Genomic DNA, 19,598 nt, shown 5'->3' with positions numbered 1-19,598 from the left:
GAAGGCTGCTTAAAGGCGGAAACACCGGGGCCGGCAACAGGAAAATGGGGGAAAACCTGTTGCCGGCCGCCGGTGCCCTGGCAGGCATCCCCATGCCTGCCGCATCACTCGCACCCTCAATGAGGTAATAACCACAGTAGGGGCGCTAAATGTGAGCTACCTGCACTGAACATGGGAGCAACCTGTGAATACGTGCCCTGTTCCGGAGATGGTGGCGTAAGGAATCGGCACGGGCCATTCGTAACTGCAATGATGGAGCCATGAGCAACCGAATCGCCTTCCTTGGCTGTGGGTCCATGAACGAAGCCATCTTGAGTGGCTTGCTGGAAGCAGGAACGGATCCGGCGGACATCGTCGCCACGGTCCGGCGCGCTGAGCATGCCGCGGAACTGGCCGAACGGTACCACGGGATCACGGCCATCGCCGGCGAGGAGGAGCCGGACAACAACAAGCAGGCCACCAAGGGGTCAGGCGTGGTCATCCTGGGCGTCAAACCGGTAGGCATCACCGACCTCGCCCGGGAAATCAGTGGAGCCCTGGCACCGGACACCGTGGTGGTGAGCGTGGCGGCGGCCGTGTCCATCGCCCAGCTCGAGGCCGCCCTTCCGGCAGGCCAGCCGGTCATCCGGACCATGCCCAACACCCCGGCCAAGCTGGGCCGCGGGGTCGTGTCCGTGTCGCCGGGAACCAACTGCAGCCCGGAACAGCTGCAAAAGGTCAAGGACGTCCTGCAGGGCACAGGAACCGTCGTCGAGGTCCCCGAGGAGCAGGTGGATGCCCTCTCGGCCATCAGCGGCTCAGGGCCCGCATACGCGTTCTACCTCGCCGAGGCGATGGCCGCGGCCGGCGAGGAACTGGGCCTGGACCGTGAACTGTCACTGCTCCTGGCTCGCGAAACTGTGGCCGGCGCCGGGCTCATGCTCGCCGAGCCGGGCGCAGACCCGTCCGCCCTGCGCAAAGCGGTCACCAGCCCCAAGGGCACCACGGAGCGGGCCATCGCCACGTTTGATGAGCGGGGCATGCCCTCCATCATCGCCGCCGGCGCCCGCGCAGCGGCAGACCGGGCAGCGGAGATCACCCGCCAGCTCGGCTAACCCGGAGCTTTTGTCCAGATATGGAGGCTTCCGCGGCCTGGAAGTCACCATATCTGGACAAAACCCTAAGCGAAGGGTCAGGGGCGGGCGGCGAACCGTTCCAGCAGGTCCACGTGCCCGGACACGATCAGCATGTCACGGGAGGACACCTTGGTTTCCGGGCGGGCGTATGTGAAGTCCTCGCCCGGGGACTTCACCCCGACGATCGTCACACCGTACTTGGAGCGCACCTTGGACTCGTCCAGGGTGAAGCCCACGGTTTCGCGCGGCGGGTACATCTTCACGATGGCGAAGTCGTCGTCGAACTCGATGAAGTCGAGCATGCGGCCGGACACCAGGTGCGCGGCGCGGACGCCGGCGTCGGCCTCGGGGTAAATGACGTGGTTGGCGCCGATGCGGGTGAGGATCTTGCCGTGCGACGGCGTGATGGCCTTAACCCACAGGTGCTCGATGCCCAGGTCCACCAGGTTGACGGTAATCAGTACCGAAGACTCGATGGACGTGCCGACGCCCACGACGGCGGAGCTGAATTCCTGCGCGCCAAGTTGGCGGAGGGCGTCGATGTTCGTGGCATCGGCCTCCACCACGTGTGTGAGGGTTGAGGCCCACTTCTGCACCAGGCTCCGGTCGCGCTCGATGGCAAGGACCTCCCGGCCCTGCTTGACCAGTTGCTCGGCAGTCGCTGAGCCGAAGCGTCCCAACCCCACCACCAGCACGGGGGCATTGTGGGCGGGACGCCTGCCGACTTCTGTGGAACTAGCCAATGATGGGCCTCTCTTCCGGATAGTGGTAAAGCTGCCTGCGTTGCCGCAGGGCAAGGGCTGCGGCGAGGGTCACTGTTCCCACACGTCCCATAAACATCAAGGCTGTCAGCACGTAAGCACCGGCAGGTGGTACCTCAGCGCTCAGGTTCGTGCTCAGGCCACAGGTGGCAAAAGCGGAGATGGCTTCAAAGAGGACGCGGTCCAAAGATTCACCGCTGATTGACAACAACAGGAACGATCCAACGGAAACCAGGGTTGCCCCCGCAACGATAACGGAAATGGCCACCCGCATGGCACCCTCCGGGATGGTGCGTCCGTGGACCTTCACGTCGGCGTCGCCCCGGGCTTCGGCCGCAATGGCCAGGAACATGACGGCAATCGTGGTCACCTTGATGCCGCCCGCCGTAGATGCCGACCCTCCTCCGGCAAACATCAGAGCGTCGGTCAGCAGCATGGTGGTGGATTCCAGCTGGTTTTGGTCCACCAGGTTGAAGCCGCCGGAACGGATCTGGACTGACGCGAAGACGGAATTCAGGATCTTGTCACTGAAACTGAGCAGCCCGATAGTTCGGGCATTGTCCCACTCCATCAACGCCCAAAGGATGCTTCCTGCTGCGAAGAGGATGAGTGAAACCTCAATGGTCAGCTTGGTATGCAGATTCCATTTTTTCCAGTTCAGGCCGTTCTGCAGCAGAACCATAACCACCGGAAATCCGAGGCTGCCGAAAAATACACCAGCCATGATCGGAACAAGTATCCACAAGTCACTGGCGAAGGGAACGATGCCGTCTGCATGGGCCGTGAATCCTGCGTTGTTGAACGAGGAGATGGCATAGAAGAACCCATGCCAGACCGCACCCCAGAAACTCTCGCCCAGCACGAGGAACCGGGGGATCAGGACCAGGGCAAGGGCGGCTTCGATCACCACAGACGTGGTGATGACAATCCGCAACAGGGCGCCTACTTCACCAAGGCGTCCGGCGTTATTCATCGATTCCGCCGCGATGATCTTGCCGCGGACCCCGAGCCTCTTGCTCACCATCAGTGCGAGGAGTGACGCAAGCGTCAGCGTGCCCAGGCCGCCGATGAACACGCCGATCAGAATCACCAGCTGGCCGAAAAAGGACCAATGGACGGCTGTTGTGACCACCGTCAAGCCGGTAACGCAGACAGCGGATACCGCAGTGAACATGGCCTGATGCAGGGGAGTGGACTGCCCGTCCGCCGACGCGGCCGGCAGCGAGAGCAGGAACGTAAATAGAAGGCAGACGGCGGCAAAGACGGTCAGGGCAAGCCGGGCGGGGGAGGTGTTGGCGATATCGTCGATGAAGTCGCGCAGCCGCGTCAGTATCCAGAGGCCTTCCCGCTCCTGTGCTGCGGGATGCCAGCTGGCCGGATTCCGTGGCCTCGACTGGCTTTGCGTCATGTGTGGCTTTTCCTCGGTTGAATCTGATTCCCTCTGTAGTAAACCACTAATGCCCGCGTAATGGCCGGGCCGGGCGGGGCCGGTGCTCGGGTAGCCTGTGATTGATGACATACCTGCCCGGTCTCAGCAAGCCCGCGCCGCCAACGGTGGTGGCGTGGGGTCCTGACATGACCGCCTACAACTTTGGCCCGGGCCACCCGATGGCGCCGGAGCGGATGGATCTCACCGCCCGCCTGGCGCAGAGCCTGGGGCTGTTCGACCTGGACCATGTTTCCGTGGAACCTCCGGAGGTGGCCAGCGACGCCGAGCTCGAACTGGTGCACGCGCCCGAGTTCGTGGCGGCCGTGCGGCGGGTCAGCGAGAACCCTAGGGAGCCGGACGAGTCCCGCGGCCTGGGCACCGAGGATGATCCAGCGTTCGCGGGCATGCATGAGGCGGCCGCACGGCTGGCTGGCGGCTCCCTGCTGTGCGCCGCGCAGATCCTGGACGGCTCGGCCCTGCATGCCGTCAACTTCGGCGGGGGCATGCATCATGCCGCCCGTGACCGTGCCAGCGGCTTCTGCATCTACAACGACGCCGCGCTCGCCGTGCAGAGGCTGCTCGACGGCGGCATCGGCAAGGTGGTGTATATCGACGTCGATGCCCACCACGGTGACGGGACGGAAAGCATCTTCTGGAGCGATCCCCGGGTGCTGACGATTTCACTGCATGAGTCCGGCCTTACCCTGTTTCCCGGGACCGGGTTCGCCAACGAAATCGGCGGTCCACAGGCGGAGGGAACGGCCGTGAACCTTTCCTTGCCCGCGGGAACCGGCGACGCCGGGTGGCTCCGGGCCTTCTATGCGGTGGTGCCGCAGCTGGTGGCCGCCTTCGGGCCGGAAGTGATCGTGAGCCAGCACGGCTGCGACTCCCACCGGACGGATCCGCTGACGCACCTCAATCTCAGCGTGGACGGCCAACGGGAGGCGGCCAGCGCCGTCGGGCAGCTCGCCGAACGCCACTGCGGCGGCCGCTGGATTGCCACCGGCGGCGGCGGGTACAACGTCCTGGACGTGGTTCCCCGGGCGTGGAGCCACCTGGTGGCCATCGCCGCCGGGCGGCCCGTCCCCCTGCGCGCGGCCGTGCCCCAGGACTGGCGGGACTACGTGGAGGACAAGTTCGGGGCCGCTGCTCCCGGGCTGATGGGCGATGACGTGGAGCTCTGGTGGCGGTCCTGGGAGGTGGGTTTCGACCCCAACGATGCCGTGGACCGCACCGTCATGGCCACCCGCAAGGCGGTGTTCCCGCTGCACGGGCTGGACCCCTGGTTCGACTAGGACGGCACCAGGCGTCGGTCTTCTCGGTCTGGAACACCACTCCCGCCGCAGGGCGTCCAGGCTCTGTTCTAGCACCGGCCGGGGCAGCGGGCAAGGGGCGGCTCCGGGGGCGAAATAGTTGATGCCTTTCGGCGTATATGTCGCTAGGGTGGGAGGCATGGTGACAGACGACGTATTTGCCGTCATTGCGGAATCGACCCGGCGGGACATCCTGGTGTCCCTTCGTTCCGGAGACAAAGCCGTGGGGGAACTGGTGGAGGAACTGGCCGCAAGCCAGCCCACCATTTCCAAGCACCTGAAGGTACTGCGCGAGGCCCAGCTGGTCAGCATGCGGGCGCAAGGCCAAAAGCGCTACTACGCGCTGAACCGCAAGCCCCTTGAGGGCATCGCCAGCTGGCTTGAGACGTTCGACGTCGGGTCTCCCGCGGCAGCCGGCGCACCCGGAAAGGCCGCACAGCAGACCGCGGCAGCGCGCGAAACAGCAGCCGCCGGCGGGGAGACGCCGGAAGCCGTAGCCGCGGGCGCCGTCTCCGAAGGCGTGCTGGCGCCCGACGGCGTGGAACTGAGTCCCGCCGTCGTCATCCCTGGCGGCACCACCGCCCCGCTCAGTGATGACAGCGTCCCCCAGCAGATCGGACGCACCGTTGGCCGTGCGGCCACCCGCGCGGCCGACCTGCTGGCAAACCTCCCGAAGTTCGGGCGCAAGAAGTAGCAGCCTACTTCCCCAGCAGCCGGACGTGGTCGGGCGTGAGCTCGGAAATCCGGCTGACACCCAGCAGCGCCATGGTGCGGGCCATGTCCTTCTCAAGGATCTGCAAGGTGCGGTCCACCCCGGCGCGGCCACCGGCCATCAGGCCGTAGAGGTAGGCGCGGCCGATCAGGGTGAAGTCGGCGCCAAGGGCCAGCGAGGCAACGATGTCCGCGCCGCTCATGATGCCGGTGTCCAGCATGATGGCCGCGTCCGTGTTGTCCGCCGCGAAGGCCTGCTTGACCTCCGGGAGCAGGTGGAACGGGATGGGCGCGCGGTCCAGCTGGCGGCCGCCGTGGTTGGACAGTACGACCCCGTCCGCGCCGTGGTCCACCACCCGCCGGGCGTCCTCAACGGTCTGGATGCCCTTGACCACCAGCTTGCCCTTCCAGGTTTCACGCAGCCAGTCGAGGTCCTTGAACGTCAGGGTGGGATCGAACATCGAGTTGATCAGGTCCGCCACCGTGCCGGTGTAGCGGGACAGCGAGGCGAAGGTCAGCGGCTCGTGGGTCAGGAAGTTGAACCACCAGGCCGGCCGGTAGGACGCGTCCAGGACGGTCTTGAGGGTCAGCGCCGGCGGGATGGTCATGCCGTTGCGGACGTCGCGGAGGCGGGCGCCGGCCACGGCGGTGTCGACGGTGACCATGAGGGTGTCGTTGCCGGCCTTGGCAGCGCGTTCGATCAGTTCCAGCGAGCGGTCACGGTCCGTCCACAGGTACAGCTGGAACCAGTTGCGGCCGTTCGGGGCGGCTGCTGCCACGTCCTCGATGGAGGCCGTGCCCATCGTGGAGAGGGTGTAGGGGATGCCGGCCGCTTCGGCTGCCTGGGAACCGGCGTACTCGCCCTCGGACTGCATCATCCGGGTGAAGCCGGTGGGAGCGATGCCTACGGGCAGCCGTGACGGCTTGCCCAGGATCTCGGTGCTGAGGTCGACGGCGGAGACGTTGCGGAGGATGCCGGGGCGGAACTCGATGTCCAGGAACGCCTGGCGGGCCCGGCGCAGCGTGATCTCCTCTTCGGCCGCACCGTCCGTGTAGTCGAACGGTGCCTGCGGTGTGCGGCGCTTGGCGATCTCCCGGAGCTCCCAGATGGTGCTGGCGCGCTTGAGCCGGGCCTCCTTGCTGAACTCCGGCTTCTTGAACTGCATGAGGGGAGCGAGGTCCGCGTACTTGGGGATGCGGCGCTTCAGGGCCGCGGGAACGGCGGACGACGGCGCCGGGGGAGTCTGTGCCGGTGCGGCGGGAACGTCCGTGGCATCCGGCGCGGGGGTTGTCTCCGGATTGTTGGGCTGGATGGTGTGGGTCATGGCGTCCTCTGTTGGGCCGGCAGGTCCGGTTCTGGAACCTTCTGTGGTCTAACCACACTGTAGGCTATGTGGTCCAACCACATCAACTACCATTGGTGCATGCGTACCCACCAGCTTGTCCTGTCCTGGATCGAGAATGAGCTTTCCGCGGGCCGGCTGGCCGTGGGCGGCCGGCTGCCGGCGGAGCGCAGCCTTGCCGAACAGCTGCAGGTCTCCCGGACGTCCGTCCGGGAGGCCATCAGGATCCTGGAAGCTTTGGGAGTGGTGCGGGCAGGCGTGGGATCCGGACCGGAGGCGGGGACGGTGGTCATTTCAGATCCGACGGCGGCACTCGGTTCCGCCCTGCGGCTGCACGTGGCCACCCAGCACCTGCCGGTGGCGGACATCGTGGAGACCCGCGTGCTGCTGGAGTCCTGGGCGGTGGCGAAGGCGGGCCCCGACGCCCCGGAGCTGGACGAGGCCGCCGCGCTCCTTGAGGGCATGGCCGCGGAAGACCTTCCGGTGGCGGAGTTCCTGGCCCTGGACGTGCGGTTCCACCTTGCCCTGGCGGATGCCGCGGGCAACGCCGTGGTCAGCGCCATGATGGGCTCGCTCCGGGAGTCCATCCAGGGGTATGCGGCGGAGCTGACCTCCAACCTCCCGGACTGGGCCACCACGGTGTCCCGGCTTCGGGACGAGCACCACGGCATCCTGGCAGCGATCCGGAACAACGACGGCGGGCTGGCGGCCAAGCTGGTGGCCGCGCATATTGAGGGGTACTACAAGGAAGCCGGGCTGCGCCCGTAGGGGCGCTTAGCCGTGGACCGTGCTGCGGGCGGCCTTGGCCGGGCCGGTGCTGGCGCGCACTTCCAGCCGGGGCTGGTACCGGCTGCCCGGGATGTCGCTCTGCTCCTTGCGGATGAGCGCGCGCAGCTGCTGCCAGGCCTGCTCGCCCAGTTCGGTGATGGGGACCGCGGCGGTGGTGAGGGCCGGCGTCGTGTATTTGGCGAAAGGGATATCGTCGAAGCCGGTGACGGAGATGTCGTTCGGCACGTCGAGCCCGCGCTCATGCAGGCCGCTCATCAGGCCCATGGCTACCAGGTCGTTGAAGGCCAGGATTCCGGTGGCGCCGCTGTCCAGGACGGCGTCCACAGCCCCGTGTCCCGTATCGAAGTCCGAGCCGCCTTCGAGCATGATGACCTCCACGTCCGGGTGGGCGGCCTTGAAGGACTCCAGGCCCTGGAGTCGTAGCCCGTTCGATGCACTCCGGGGCGGCCCGGCGAGGAACGCCAGGCGGCTGTGTCCCAGTTCCACCAGGTGTTCGGCGATGTCCTGCACGCCCTGGCCGTAGTCGACCACCAGGCTGGGAACCCCCGCTGTTGAGGTGGTGCGGTTGATCAGGACCAGGGGATGCAGAGACGGTGCGATCTCCTCCAGCTCGGCGTCCGTCATACGGGGTGCGCAGAGGACCAGGCCGTCACAACGACGGCGGGCCTCGCCTGCCAGGATGGCCTCCTCGCTGGAGACCTCGAAGGAATCGGCGATGAGGACGCGGTAGCCGTCCTGGGCGGCGGCACGGCTGAGTCCCCGCAGGATGGCCTGGAAGGTGGGGTTGGCGAGGTCCGGCACCACGATCCCGATGGTGTCCGTCTTGCCCAGGGCAAGGCTTCGGCCGACCGGGTTGGGCTGGTACTTCAGCTCTGCCGCAGCGGCCCTGACGCGGGCGGCAATATCGGGGTCCACCGTGAAGTTGCCGTTCATGACACGGGACACCGTGGCATGCGAAACCCCCGCCTTCGCGGCGACATCCGCGATGCCGATCCTGCCGGATGCAGACTTCCTGACCATAGCGACCCTTCCTTAGCGCCACAGGCCTGTTGGCCTTGAGCCGTTCTGCGGCGGATGGCCGCAGTGCCCGGCCGTCTGGTGGCGGTGTCCTGAGTGACAGCATATAACGCAGCGGGAAAACGATTTCTATCCTTTTCCCATGTTTTCCCAGCGTTTTTCCCGGCAGTCGCTGGCGCCGCTTAGCAAAGGGGGGTAGAAACCGCTTTCTTTCAACGGCCAGAATGGTTGACGGATCGCGGCTGCTGTTGATACAAATCATATAGCGAATCGAGAAAACGCTTTCTCAGCCGGTGCAGCAGTCTGCCGGCCACCTCCCCGGAACGGCCGGTGAAAACGGCCGCATCTTGAGCCTTTGAAAGGGACCCACATGGTCAACACAGCCGAGCCGAGTTCAGCAGCCACGGTCTCCAATGCCGGCGCTGCCCCCGGCACCGCCACCGCAGCAGCCGCCGCTCCGGGGAACGGCGGCAGGGCCCGCATCGCCCTGATCGGCACTGGTGGGCGTTCGGAAATGTACATCCGCGCAATCTTCGGCAATTACGCCTCGACGGCGGAGCTGGTGGCCTTCTCCGACGTCAACCCCGGCCGGGTGGAGTTCTACCAGCAGCTGATCCAGGAACTGGGTGCGCCGGGCCCGGTTGCCTCCTTTGATCCCGCGGAGCTCACCGCGTTCATCCAGGCCAACAAGATCGACCGCGTGGTGGTGACCACGCCGGACTACACCCACGCCGACTACATTGTGGAAGCACTCCGGGCAGGCGCGGACGTGGTGGTGGAAAAGCCGCTCACCATTGACGCCGAGGGCTGCCGCCGCATCACCAAAGCAGTGCAGGAGACCGGCCGCAACGTGGTGGTCACGTTCAACTACCGCTATTCGCCGCGCAACAGCGCCCTCAGGGAGATCATCCAGAGCGGCGTGATCGGCAAGGTCACCTCCATCGACTTCAGCTGGGTCCTGGACACCGTCCACGGCGCCGACTACTTCCGCCGCTGGCACCGGGAGAAGAAGAACTCCGGCGGCCTGCTGATCCACAAGGCCTCGCACCACTTCGACCTTGTTAACTGGTGGATTGACGACGTTCCCGAGCGTGTCTTCGCCTCGGGCGGACTGAAGTTTTATGGCGACAAGAACGCGGCGGAGCGCGGCCTGGGCCCCCGCCCGGAACGCGGCACCCCCGACGCCGATGCGCCGGCCGCCACCGAGAAGGATCCGTTCACGCTTGACCTGCGTGAGGACGAGCGGCTGAAGGCCCTCTTCCTGGACAACGAGCACTACGACGGCTACCGCCGCGACCAGGACGTCTTCACCGGCGGCATCACCATCGAGGACAACCTCGCCCTGGTGGTGGAGTACCAGGGCGGCCCGCGCCTGAGCTACTCACTGAATGCCCACAGCCCCTGGGAGGGCTACCGGGTGGCAGTCAACGGCACCGAGGGACGGGCCGAACTGGAAGTGGTGGAACGTGCCGCCGTCACGTCCAGCACCGACAAGAAGACGGTGGTGGACCCCAGCGCAACCCCCATCGAGGAAGACGACGCCATCCGCCGGAACGGCGAACGCCTGGTGGTCCAGCGCCACTGGGAGGCAGCCTACGAGGTGCCGATCGTCAACGGCGAAGGCGGCCACGGCGGCGGTGACGAACTTCTGCTCTCGGACCTCTTCAACGGCCCGGGCGAGGACCCGCTGGGCCGTCCGTCGGGCTACCTGGACGGACTGCGCTCCGTATCGGTGGGCATCGCCGGCAACCGGTCCCTTGAGTCATCCCTGCCCGTACGCATCGAGGACCTGGACCTCGGCGTCGACCTCCGCCGCGGCGCCTAGCCCCTGCCCTGAACGTTAGGAAACAACCATGAGCAGGATCTTTGTCACCGGCGGCGCCGGCCGGCTGGGACGCAGCGTGGTGGCGGGGCTCGCCGAAGCCGGCCACCACGTCATTTCGGTGGACCGCGACGCCGTGCCCGCCGGACAGTTGCCGGCCGGCACCGTCCAGGAAACCGCGGACCTCCTGGCACCCGGTGAGGCCCAGCGCCTGCTCCGGGAAGCAAAGCCCGACGCCGTCATCCACCTGGCAGCCATCGCCGTACCTTTCAGCGCGCCGGAGGACGTCATCTTCAGCACGAACACCAGGCTCGCCTTCGCCGTCATCAGTGCGGCCACGGAAGTTGGGGTGCCGAAAATCGTCACCGCCAGCAGCCCCACCGTCCTGGGCTACGGCTCACCGGCCGGCTGGCTGCCGCCGTCGTTCCCGCTCGACGAGCGGACACCGGCAAAACCGTGGAACGCCTACGCGCTGTCCAAGCTGATCGCGGAACAGACGGTGCAGATGTTCGCCGCGGGCCAGGGGGAGAAGATCCGCTACGCGGCTTTCCGCCCCTGCTATGTGATTTCGCCCGAGGAATGGGACGGAGCACCTACCCAGCAGGGCCACACGGTCGCCGAGCGGCTGGCAGATCCGGCCCTGTCCGCCCCGGCCCTGTTCAACTACGTGGATGCCCGTGACGTGGCCGACTTCCTTGACCTGCTGCTGCAGAAGATGGAGTCCATTCCGAACGGGGAAACCTTCTTCGTGGGGGCGGCGGACGCACTGGCAACGGCGCCCCTGGCGGACCTCATGCCCCGCTTCCTGCCCGGCAGCGAGGCGCTCAGCGCAGGCCTCACCGGCACCAGCCCCGCCTTCTCCATCGCCAAAGCCCAAGCACTCCTGGGCTGGCAGCCCAAGCGGAGCTGGCGTACAGAACTCAAGTCCCATCCCACCCTCAACGACGAGACCTCCGCGCTGGTGACTGCCGGCACCGGAGCCAAGGAGACAACATGAAATTCGACGGCGTACTCTTCTTCCCCGTCACCCCCTTTACGCCCGAAGGCGCCGTGGACACGGAACTGCTCAAGGAGCACATCAGCTCCCGGCTGCCCTACGGCCCCGGCGGCGTGTTCCCCGCCTGCGGCACCGGGGAATTCCATGCCCTCAGCATTGACGAGGTCCGCACCGTGGTGGCGGCCGCCGTCGAGGTCGTGGCCGGACAGGTTCCGGTTGTCGCCGGAGCCGGCGGACCGCTGGGCCACGCACTCGCCGCCGCCCCCGCGGCCGAGGAAGCCGGGGCCGATGCCCTTCTGGTGCTGCCGCCCTACCTGGTGACCGGCCCCACCGACGGGCTCGTTGCCTACATAGAAGCCGTGGCTGCGGCCAGCAGCCTGCCCGTCATCGTCTACCACCGCGGCAACGCCAAGTTCACGGCGGCCTCCATGGCACGGCTGGCATCCAACCCCAAGGTCATCGGCTTCAAGGACGGCCTGGGCGACGTTGGCCTGGCGCAGGAGATCGTCTCCGTCGTCAAGGCGGCCGGCCGGGACGACTTCGCCTTCTTCAACGGCCTGCTCACCGCCGAACTGACCCAGGGTGCCTACCGCGGCCTCGGCATCCCGCTGTACTCCTCCGCGGCGTTCGCCATGGCACCGGAAATCGCCAAGGCCTACTACGACGCCTATGTTTCCGGGGAGGAAGAACGCCGCAACGCCCTGCTCGAGGGCTTCTATGCGCCCCTGGTCCGCCTCCGCGACCAGACCCCCGGCTTCGGTGTGTCACTCATCAAGGCCGGGCTGCGGCTGGGTGGGCTTCCTGTCGGGTCCGTGCGCCCGCCGCTGGTGGACCCAACCGAGGACCAGGAACTGGAGCTCAAGGCCATCCTTGCCAGGGGCTACGAGCTGGCCGGACGCTGATGAGCGCCCCCGCAACGGAGGCCGTCCGTACCGTTCCCCGGATCACCGGGCTCAGCAGCAGGCTCCTCACGGTGCCCCTGCGGCGGCACTGGGGCGCCGAGGCGCCGGAAAACCACGTGATCGTCACCGAGATCCAGACGGACGACGGCGGTGCGGGGCATGGTTTCTCCTGGACGCCCACCATTGGCCCGCAGGCGGTCAAGGCGTTGCTGGACTACGACATCGCCCCATTCGTCACCGGGCTGCCCGCGCAGCCCGAGGCCGTGTGGGATGCACTCTGGAAGCGCCTGCATGAAGCGGGCGGGGGAGGGCTCACCACCATTGCCATGTCCGGCGTGGACCTGGCCCTGTGGGACCTGCAAGCCCGACAAGCGGGAACCACCGTCACCGGCCTGATTGGCCGGCGGCAGGAATCCGCCGAGGTCTACGGGTCCGGGGTGAATTTGCACTACACCCTGGACGAGCTGGTTTCGCAGGCCGAACGGTGGGTGGCGGCCGGGCACCAGGCAGTCAAGATCAAGGTGGGCAAGCCGGACCTCCGGGAAGACTACGAGCGGGTGCAGGCTGTCCGCTCCGTCCTGGGCCCGCACCGCAAACTCATGATCGACGCGAACCAGCGCTGGGACCTGCCCACCACCTTCCGGGCCCTGGATGTCCTGTCCGAATTCGGCCTCGAATGGCTGGAGGAGCCCATCCGCGCCGACGACCTGTGGGCCTACCGCCGGCTCCGGAAGCATTCCCCGGTTCCGATTGCCCTCGGCGAAAACCTGCACACCATCTACCGCTTCCGCGATTTCATAGAGGCGGAAGCGGTGGACATCATCCAGCCCAACATCATCCGGGTTGGCGGGATCACCCCGTTCCGCCGGATTGTTGAGCTGGCCCGGACCAACAGCATCCGGGTGATGCCCCACCTGCTTCCCGAGCTCTCCGGGCAGTTGGCGCTCACCCTTGCCGAACCCACCCTGGTGGAGGACGTGGAGGAAGCATCATTCGAGCAACTGGGCATCCTGGACGGGCCGTCGCCGGTGCGCTTCAGCGACAGCCGGGTGGCGCTGACCGGCCAGCCGGGGCTCGGCTTTCGCTTCCGGGAAGGGCTGTAACCATGAACGCACATACAACGAACAGGTATCCGACGTGACAACTGCAACGCTTTCCCTGTCCGAAGTCACAACCGCTGCCACAGCTGCAGCCAAAATCTCCGCCGCGGCCTCCGATGCCGAACGGGCAAGCTGGCTCACCGCCGTCGCTGATGCGCTCGACGCCAACGCCGCCGAACTGGTGGAGATCGCTGACGGGGAGACCAGCCTGGGCAGCGCCCGCCTGACCGGCGAGGTCGCCCGGACCACCGGGCAGCTGCGGCTCTTCGCCCGAGTCATCACGGAGGGCTCCTACCTGGAGGCCGTCATCGACCACGCCGACCCGGCCGCCACCCCACCAAGGCCGGACCTCCGCCGCATCCTGCGCCCCATCGGGCCGGTGGCCGTCTTCTCGGCCTCCAACTTCCCCTTCGCCTTCTCGGTGGCCGGCGGCGACACCGCCTCCGCCCTGGCAGTGGGCTGCTCCGTCATCGTCAAGGCCCACTCCGGCCACCTGCGGCTGTCGGAGCGAACGGCGGAGATCGTGGCGGAGGCGCTCCATGCCGCGGGTGCACCCGCGGGCCTGTTCGCGCTGGTCAGCGGCCGGGAAGTGGGCACCGCACTGGTCCAGGACCCAGCCATCAAGGCAGTGGGCTTCACCGGGTCCATCCCCGGCGGGCGCGCGCTGTTCGACCTCGCAACCTCACGCCCGGATCCGATTCCGTTCTACGGAGAGTTGGGGAGTCTCAATCCGGTGGTGATCACGCCGGCAGCACTGGCCGAACGCAGCGGCCGGCTCGCCGCCGGACTGGCCGCTTCCTTCACCCTTGGCGCCGGCCAGTTCTGCACCAAGCCCGGCCTGGTCTTCATCCCGGCAGGATCAACCTTTGCCCGGGAAGTGGCGGAGGCCAGCAAGGACAAGCCCGCAGCCGGCATGCTGACCAGCAGGATCGCCGAGGCCTACCCCGACGGACTGCGCAGCTTCGCGTCCGTGCCCGGGGTTGAGGTGGTCAGTGGCAGCGTGGACCAGGACGCCGCCGCCAACGGTGCAGCGCCAGTGGTTTTCTCCACTTCCGCGGCCGCAGTGCTGGAACGGCCTGAACAACTGCTGGAGGAGTGCTTCGGCCCCACCACCATGTTGATTGAATACAGGGACCCGGCCGAGCTGTCCGCGGTGCTGGCCAAGGTGCCCGGCAGCCTCACTGCCACTCTGCACGCCCAGCCCGGCGACGACATCGACGCGCTGGCGGAGCAGCTGTCCAACCTGGCAGGCCGCGTCCTGTTCGACGGCTGGCCCACCGGCGTAGCAGTGAACTGGGCCCAACAGCACGGCGGGCCGTACCCGGCCACCACGTCGCTGTTCACCTCGGTGGGTGCGACGGCGGTCCGCCGGTTCCAGCGCCCGGTCGCCTACCAGGACGCCCCGGAATCCGTGCTGCACCCCGCCCTGCACGAGGACAACCCGCTGCGCATCCCGCGCCGGGTGGACGGGGAACTGGTGCTTCCATAAGAGGCTCTCTCACTTGATGTGGGATGACCACAAACGCTCCCGCAGTTGCGGCCGGAGTTCCGGCCCCAACTGCGGGAGCGTTTTGGGGTTCTATGCAGGATGGGGGAGAGCGTCGGGGAGAGCCGCCATAAGTGAGCTCGCGTCACAGAAAAGACCGCCATAACTGAGCGCGCGTTGTAGGGATGCCGGGCTCTTGCCGACGCGGAAAATTTCCTCTGACGCGGAGATTCCCTGCCGTGCCCAAATATGGGGTGCGCCAGGGTACACGCGGGTCGACACTGAATTTGCGCGTCGATGGAGAGAGTCACCGGCAGGCAAATGACCCCGGGACCAACGGCCGCGGGGTCATTTGTCGTCAGGCTTAGAGCTGGAGCGTCACGGGGCGCTGCAGCCCGTTCACGGCGGCCGTCGGCCAGCGGGGATCCACCGTCAGGACCTGCAGCCCGGATTCGGTGAGCTGCACGGTGTCCTCGATCTTCACCCTGGGGCCGGAGGGGTTCCAGGTGAAGGTCTGGGCCAGCACCACGGTGTCGGTGGCGGACGACGTGACGCGGGGGTCACGGCCGGCGTAACCGGCGGATCCGCCCTGGTGGTGCTGTTCCCACTGGTCAGTGCCGAAGCCGTGCCGGGTGTAGGCGGCCTTGATTTCTGTGAAGATCCGGTCCAGCCGCGCGCCGGGGACCGTGGCATCGAAGATGTCCGCCTCCACCGCGGCGATCCGGGACTCGGCGTCGCGTTCTTCGGCGGTTCCGGCGTCGAACCGCACCCAGCGGGTGATGTTGGCTACCAGCCCGTCGCGTCGGGCGCAGACCACGGCCATGGCCCGCCGGCCGAGGGGGGAGTTGGTGGCCAGCGGGTGGCGGAAATCGCTCCGGGAACTGCCGTTGCACAGCAGGACCAGCGGCTCGGCCCCCGCAGCCACCACACGTTCAGCCAGTTTCGAGACCAGCCCGAATTCGGTGGTGTCCGGCCGGGCTGCGGACAGCACGTCGGTCATGATCGCCGCCAGCTCACCGCTGAGCCGGGCGTAACGGGCACTTTCGCCCGGCAGCAGCTGCTGGCGGGCGGCCCGCAGTTGGGCCGCGACCTCAGCCTCGGCCAGCGGCTGCTGCCCGGCTGCGGCGGACGTTCCGACGGCGGCGGCAGCCTCGTGCAGGTTCCCGTACCAGGGGACGGTGTGCAGGGTGACGCCCGCCGGGAGCTCCTCGGCCGCAATGCGCCCGGCCTCGTTGTTGAAGGTCACCAGGTGGTCGCCCGTCCGGTCCACCAGCACGGCGGCGATGGGGTCGCCGGCCAGGCTGATGTGGACGCGGCTGCCGTCCAGGTACCAGGTCAGCGCCGTGTGCGTGGTCAGCAGCAGCGAATCCCGCCCGGCGGCATCCAGGATGTCCAGCACCCGGCGGCGCTTGACCTCCCGGTCTGCAGCGGAAGCGGGCGCAACCCGGGCGTCGCAGGTGGCCGTTAAACCGGCCTGGCCGGTGGCGGATGCCGGGACTGCCGGCGGGGCGGCTGCGGCGGTTGTCTGGGTCATGCGGGGTCCCCCTGGTTGATCAAAGCGTTGATATCGGATGTGGCCAGGATGCCGTCGGCCACAAAGACGGTGACTTTCCGGTGCACCGGCTTGCCGGGTTCAGCGATGACAGGTGCATCCCAGGCGAGTGACTGGCCCACGCCCGGATAGCCGTCCACGCGGACGAACCATGGGTCCGTGGCGTCGCGCGGCGCCACGAAAACCAGGGTGGCGTCCTTTCCGCCGTCGAACTTTCCTGCCCAGGCGAGCCAGCGGGTCACGCTGCCATGCACTCCGGCTTCCCCGCTGCCGGCGGGCGTCCATACGGTGGCGTCCTTGCATTCCGGCAGTCGCCAGAAGAAGCCGCCGTAGCCGCCCTCGTGGCGGCCGTTGGATCCGGGGCTGCCCAGGCTGACCGGCTTGCTCACGGCGGGGGACAAGGCGAACTCGAGGGACAGGCTCCAGACGGAGGGGCCGACGCCGGCCCAGGTCCACGTGCGGTCCTCGGCCAGGACAGGGGCGCCGTCCGGGCCGTTCCAGCTGAGGCGCTCCCGCAGCCTGCCCGGGCTGCCGGGAGTGGCCGCGGTTTCTCCAACCGGCGTCTCGGTAACGGCGATGCTGCCGTGGTCCGGCCGCCAGATGTACTGGCCGGCCTCCCGGGTGTAGGTGCGGCCGCCCCAGAAGTTGACGCCTTCCACATCCTGCAGCGCCACGCCGACGCCCAGGTGCCACACGTGGTCCAACGGCTGGTGGTCCGTCACCACGGTGCCACCGAGCGTGCGGACCGGGTGCAGGTAGGGGCGGGGGGAGGACACCGCACGGATGTGGCTGCCGTCCTGGTAATCCGCTACCGCCGTGCCGTCAACGGTCAGCGACCGGACCGGCGGAAGCCGGCGGGCCCAGGGGACGCCGAGCTCGGCAAACGTGGCCTGCGCCTTGGATGCACGCTCGATAAGGTCCGCGATGCCGTGCACCACGGGGTGCGCGTCCTCGCCCGCACCCTCCCACGTGATGTGTTCCTGCCCGATGGCCTGCGGCGCGGGGGAGGTACGGATGGCTTCCAGCACAGTGGTGAACGCGCCGGTATCCGGCAGCGAACAGAGCAGCGGTGCGCCCGTGGACCGGGCCTCGAGGAGGTTTTCCAGCAGGTCCGTGCGGCCGTAGGCCTCCCGACGCTCGCCGTCGGGGGTGGTGATGACCACCTCGTCCCGCGTGTAGAACAGGGTCACCTCGCCCAGGGTTCCGTGCACGGTCACCGAAGGATCCTGCTGTTCCGGTGCGCAGAGGGTCAGGCCGCAGAGGAGGGTGGTTCCCTGCGCGGTGCGGACGCGGATCACCGAGGTGTCATCGCTTTCGGTGTCGTGGGCCCGGTACAGGTCTGTTTCCACGACAGCGACATCGGCCACCGTGTGTGCCCCGGCCAGGTGCAGTGCCGTGGCTACGGCATGGGCGAGTGCGTTGGTGGCCACGCCGTCCACCACGTCGGTGCCGTCCAGGCTCCGCTTTCCTGCCCAGCGGGAGCGCTTGAAGTATGCCTTGGTCCGGACCCACCGGCCCTTGGCGCTGAAGCCCAGGACGTTTCCGATGCCGCCTGACTCCACCAGGCGGCGGATGGCAGGCAGGGCCTGCGAGCCAAGGCTCTGGAAACCGACCTGGACCAGCCGTCCTGCGGCATCCGCGGCGGCGAGTACCTCTTGGAACTGGGCCAGCGAGGACACCGGCGGCTTTTCCACGTAAACGTCCATGCCTGTGTGGAGGGCGGCAAGTGCCAGCGGCGCGTGCGTCTGGATGGGCGTGGCAAGGATGACGACGTCGGCAGGCGCGTTGGCAGCCGACTGTGCGGCGAGCAGCCTGTCCAGGTCGGGAAAGACGGCTACCGAGTCCTTGAGCTGGCCCGGTGCCGGAGGGTTGGGATCAGCCACCGCCACAAGTTCCAGGACGCCGGCTTCTTCCAGCCGGGCGAGGTTGGCCAGGTGCCGCTCGCCAAAGCCGTGGACGCCCACCAGGGCGATGCGCGGAACGGCAGCCGGAACAGGCGCGGCACCCGGAATGCTGTGGCCTTGTTCGGCAGTGGCGGAGTGTTGAGTCATCAAGGATCCTTACAGGCTGGGGTGTTGAGGGATTAGGCGTATGTCTTGAGGGCGAGGGTGGCGGCCAGGAAGTCTGTGGCTTCTTCCTGCATGGCGGCAGTGAACACATGGCCGCCGGGCCAGAAGCTGCCCGTGTACGGGGATGCGGTGCCTTGGCTTGTATTGTGCAGCGATTCCAGGATCCGGTGGGCTTCGCGCATCCCCTCTTTGGGAAAGAGTTCATCGGCCAGGGCGTACTGCACCAGGAACGAAGCGTCCGATCGGGCTGTCAGTTCGGGCCAGTCACCAAGTTTCCACAGCCCGGGTGTCTGCAGCAGCCAGGAGTGGACGTCCAGGTAGGCCGGCAGGAGCGACTGGAACGTGGTCATCATGCAGGTCACCACCGACGCCCGGATCTGTGGGCTGAGTGCGGCGAGGGCCAAGGACCGTCCGCCGCCGCCGGAGAAACCCAGGCACCCCAGCCGGTCCGGGTCCACGCCGGGAAGGTGCGCGAGGATGTCCAGCGCAGCGAGGTCGTCGTGTGCCACCATGCCGGCCAGGCTCGTGCCCAGCAGCCCGGCGGTCTTGGCAACGGTCTCCTCGTGGAACCCTGCGGCGGCGTTGTAGTCATCCGCCTGGGAGGGCACGACGCCGTCCTGGCGCCACTGCGCCCGCCGCGCCTCCAGCGCGGCGGCGGTCCGCCATGGGGGAGTGGCGAGGTCGAAGCGCCGGCTGCCCCAGGCGAACGTGTCGTGGGCCAGGACGGCGAACCCCTTCCGGGCGGTCTCTGTTGCCAGGGCACGGCCGTCATAATGCCCGGCCCGGGCGGCAGCGGCGGACGGGTGGCTGTCCGGCAGTTCGACCAGCCGGTCCGCGCCGCCGAATTTGTTGCCGCCATGGCAGTGGAGCGCCAGGACTCCGGGCAGTTCGCCGGTTTCGCCGGCAGGCCTCACCAGCCAGCCCCTGGTCCGGGGGCCGAAGCCCAACTGCCAGCTGAGCTGGGAGGTGGTGACGCCGTCGTACGTTTTCTCCCACTCCACCGTCACACCGGGCGGGCCGGACGCGCCGGGAACTCCCAGGGCATCGGCAAGCTCCTGGCGGCCGGGCGTCGCAGCGGCGAAGCGTGGCTGTTCGCGGATGTAGGCAGGCCAGTCCTCGTACCCGCCGATGGCGCTGGGGCGTGCAGCGGTGTCCACTGGCCTGCCTCCTTCCTTTGGATGGTTCTGCCTGG

At 67.7% G+C, this 19,598-nt stretch carries 16 protein-coding genes; 9 read left to right on the top strand and 7 right to left on the bottom strand.

Features of this window, described 5'->3' with window-relative positions:
• Positions 1-260 precede the first annotated feature (260 nt).
• A complete protein-coding gene (gene proC, locus AC5RU7_RS07160) occupies positions 261-1,094 on the top strand; it encodes a pyrroline-5-carboxylate reductase (protein ID WP_494051688.1) in 834 nt (277 codons plus the stop codon).
• Positions 1,095-1,171: 77 nt separating this feature from the next.
• Here proC and AC5RU7_RS07155 read toward each other — a convergent pair whose 3' ends face one another.
• Entirely contained in the window at positions 1,172-1,810 is a 639-nt protein-coding gene (locus AC5RU7_RS07155; RefSeq protein ID WP_494010357.1) for a potassium channel family protein, read from the bottom strand.
• Between the two features lie 40 nt (positions 1,811-1,850).
• Complete coding sequence (locus AC5RU7_RS07150) at positions 1,851-3,284, bottom strand: TrkH family potassium uptake protein (RefSeq protein WP_494009963.1); 1,434 nt, start codon at positions 3,282-3,284, stop codon at positions 1,851-1,853.
• 104 nt (positions 3,285-3,388) lie between these two features.
• Between AC5RU7_RS07150 and AC5RU7_RS07145 the strand changes: the two genes are divergently transcribed.
• Together AC5RU7_RS07145 and AC5RU7_RS07140 are read left to right on the top strand one after the other, a co-directional pair.
• Positions 3,389-4,600, top strand: a complete 1,212-nt coding sequence (locus AC5RU7_RS07145; protein WP_494051687.1) for an acetoin utilization protein AcuC — start codon at positions 3,389-3,391, stop codon at positions 4,598-4,600.
• Between the two features lie 157 nt (positions 4,601-4,757).
• Positions 4,758-5,312 carry an ArsR/SmtB family transcription factor gene (locus AC5RU7_RS07140; protein ID WP_494051686.1) on the top strand — a complete coding sequence of 185 codons (555 nt, stop codon included), beginning with the start codon at positions 4,758-4,760 and terminating at the stop codon, positions 5,310-5,312.
• Between the two features lie 4 nt (positions 5,313-5,316).
• Here the strand turns inward: AC5RU7_RS07140 and AC5RU7_RS07135 are convergent, their stop codons facing one another.
• Complete coding sequence (locus AC5RU7_RS07135) at positions 5,317-6,654, bottom strand: alpha-hydroxy acid oxidase (RefSeq protein ID WP_494051685.1); 1,338 nt, start codon at positions 6,652-6,654, stop codon at positions 5,317-5,319.
• 99 nt (positions 6,655-6,753) lie between these two features.
• Between AC5RU7_RS07135 and AC5RU7_RS07130 the strand changes: the two genes are divergently transcribed.
• Positions 6,754-7,440, top strand: a complete 687-nt coding sequence (locus AC5RU7_RS07130; RefSeq protein WP_494051684.1) for a FadR/GntR family transcriptional regulator — start codon at positions 6,754-6,756, stop codon at positions 7,438-7,440.
• Between the two features lie 6 nt (positions 7,441-7,446).
• Here AC5RU7_RS07130 and AC5RU7_RS07125 read toward each other — a convergent pair whose 3' ends face one another.
• Positions 7,447-8,481, bottom strand: coding sequence for a LacI family DNA-binding transcriptional regulator (locus tag AC5RU7_RS07125; RefSeq protein WP_494051683.1), 1,035 nt, complete (start codon positions 8,479-8,481; stop codon positions 7,447-7,449).
• Positions 8,482-8,848: 367 nt separating this feature from the next.
• Between AC5RU7_RS07125 and AC5RU7_RS07120 the strand changes: the two genes are divergently transcribed.
• Genes AC5RU7_RS07120 through AC5RU7_RS07100 form a run of 5 tightly spaced genes read left to right on the top strand, consistent with a single transcriptional unit; the run spans position 8,849 to position 14,788 of the window.
• Entirely contained in the window at positions 8,849-10,303 is a 1,455-nt protein-coding gene (locus tag AC5RU7_RS07120; protein ID WP_494051682.1) for a Gfo/Idh/MocA family oxidoreductase, read from the top strand.
• 28 nt (positions 10,304-10,331) lie between these two features.
• Positions 10,332-11,297, top strand: coding sequence for an NAD-dependent epimerase/dehydratase family protein (locus AC5RU7_RS07115; RefSeq protein WP_494051681.1), 966 nt, complete (start codon positions 10,332-10,334; stop codon positions 11,295-11,297).
• Positions 11,294-12,199: a 5-dehydro-4-deoxyglucarate dehydratase gene (locus AC5RU7_RS07110; RefSeq protein ID WP_494051680.1), complete on the top strand. Its 906-nt coding sequence runs from the start codon at positions 11,294-11,296 to the stop codon at positions 12,197-12,199. The genes AC5RU7_RS07115 and AC5RU7_RS07110 overlap by 4 nt, the downstream gene beginning before the upstream one ends.
• Complete coding sequence (locus AC5RU7_RS07105; protein ID WP_494051679.1) at positions 12,199-13,302, top strand: mandelate racemase/muconate lactonizing enzyme family protein; 1,104 nt, start codon at positions 12,199-12,201, stop codon at positions 13,300-13,302. Before AC5RU7_RS07110 ends, AC5RU7_RS07105 begins: the two co-directional genes overlap by 1 nt.
• A 34-nt stretch (positions 13,303-13,336) precedes the next feature.
• Complete coding sequence (locus AC5RU7_RS07100; protein WP_494051678.1) at positions 13,337-14,788, top strand: aldehyde dehydrogenase (NADP(+)); 1,452 nt, start codon at positions 13,337-13,339, stop codon at positions 14,786-14,788.
• A gap of 361 nt (positions 14,789-15,149) precedes the next feature.
• On the opposite strand, the gene AC5RU7_RS07095 is transcribed toward AC5RU7_RS07100, so the two are convergent.
• Genes AC5RU7_RS07095 through AC5RU7_RS07085 form a run of 3 tightly spaced genes read right to left on the bottom strand, consistent with a single transcriptional unit; the run spans position 15,150 to position 19,563 of the window.
• Positions 15,150-16,319 carry a M24 family metallopeptidase gene (locus AC5RU7_RS07095; RefSeq protein WP_494051677.1) on the bottom strand — a complete coding sequence of 390 codons (1,170 nt, stop codon included), beginning with the start codon at positions 16,317-16,319 and terminating at the stop codon, positions 15,150-15,152.
• Positions 16,316-18,388, bottom strand: a complete 2,073-nt coding sequence (locus AC5RU7_RS07090; RefSeq protein WP_494051676.1) for a DUF6807 family protein — start codon at positions 18,386-18,388, stop codon at positions 16,316-16,318. The genes AC5RU7_RS07095 and AC5RU7_RS07090 overlap by 4 nt, the downstream gene beginning before the upstream one ends.
• A 32-nt stretch (positions 18,389-18,420) precedes the next feature.
• Positions 18,421-19,563 carry an acetylxylan esterase gene (locus AC5RU7_RS07085; protein WP_494051675.1) on the bottom strand — a complete coding sequence of 381 codons (1,143 nt, stop codon included), beginning with the start codon at positions 19,561-19,563 and terminating at the stop codon, positions 18,421-18,423.
• Positions 19,564-19,598 lie beyond the last annotated feature (35 nt).

This window comes from Arthrobacter sp. K410C (assembly GCF_059090105.1).
The sequence above is the reverse complement of the archived record's forward strand: the minus strand, read 5'-3'. Positions and strand labels throughout refer to the sequence as shown.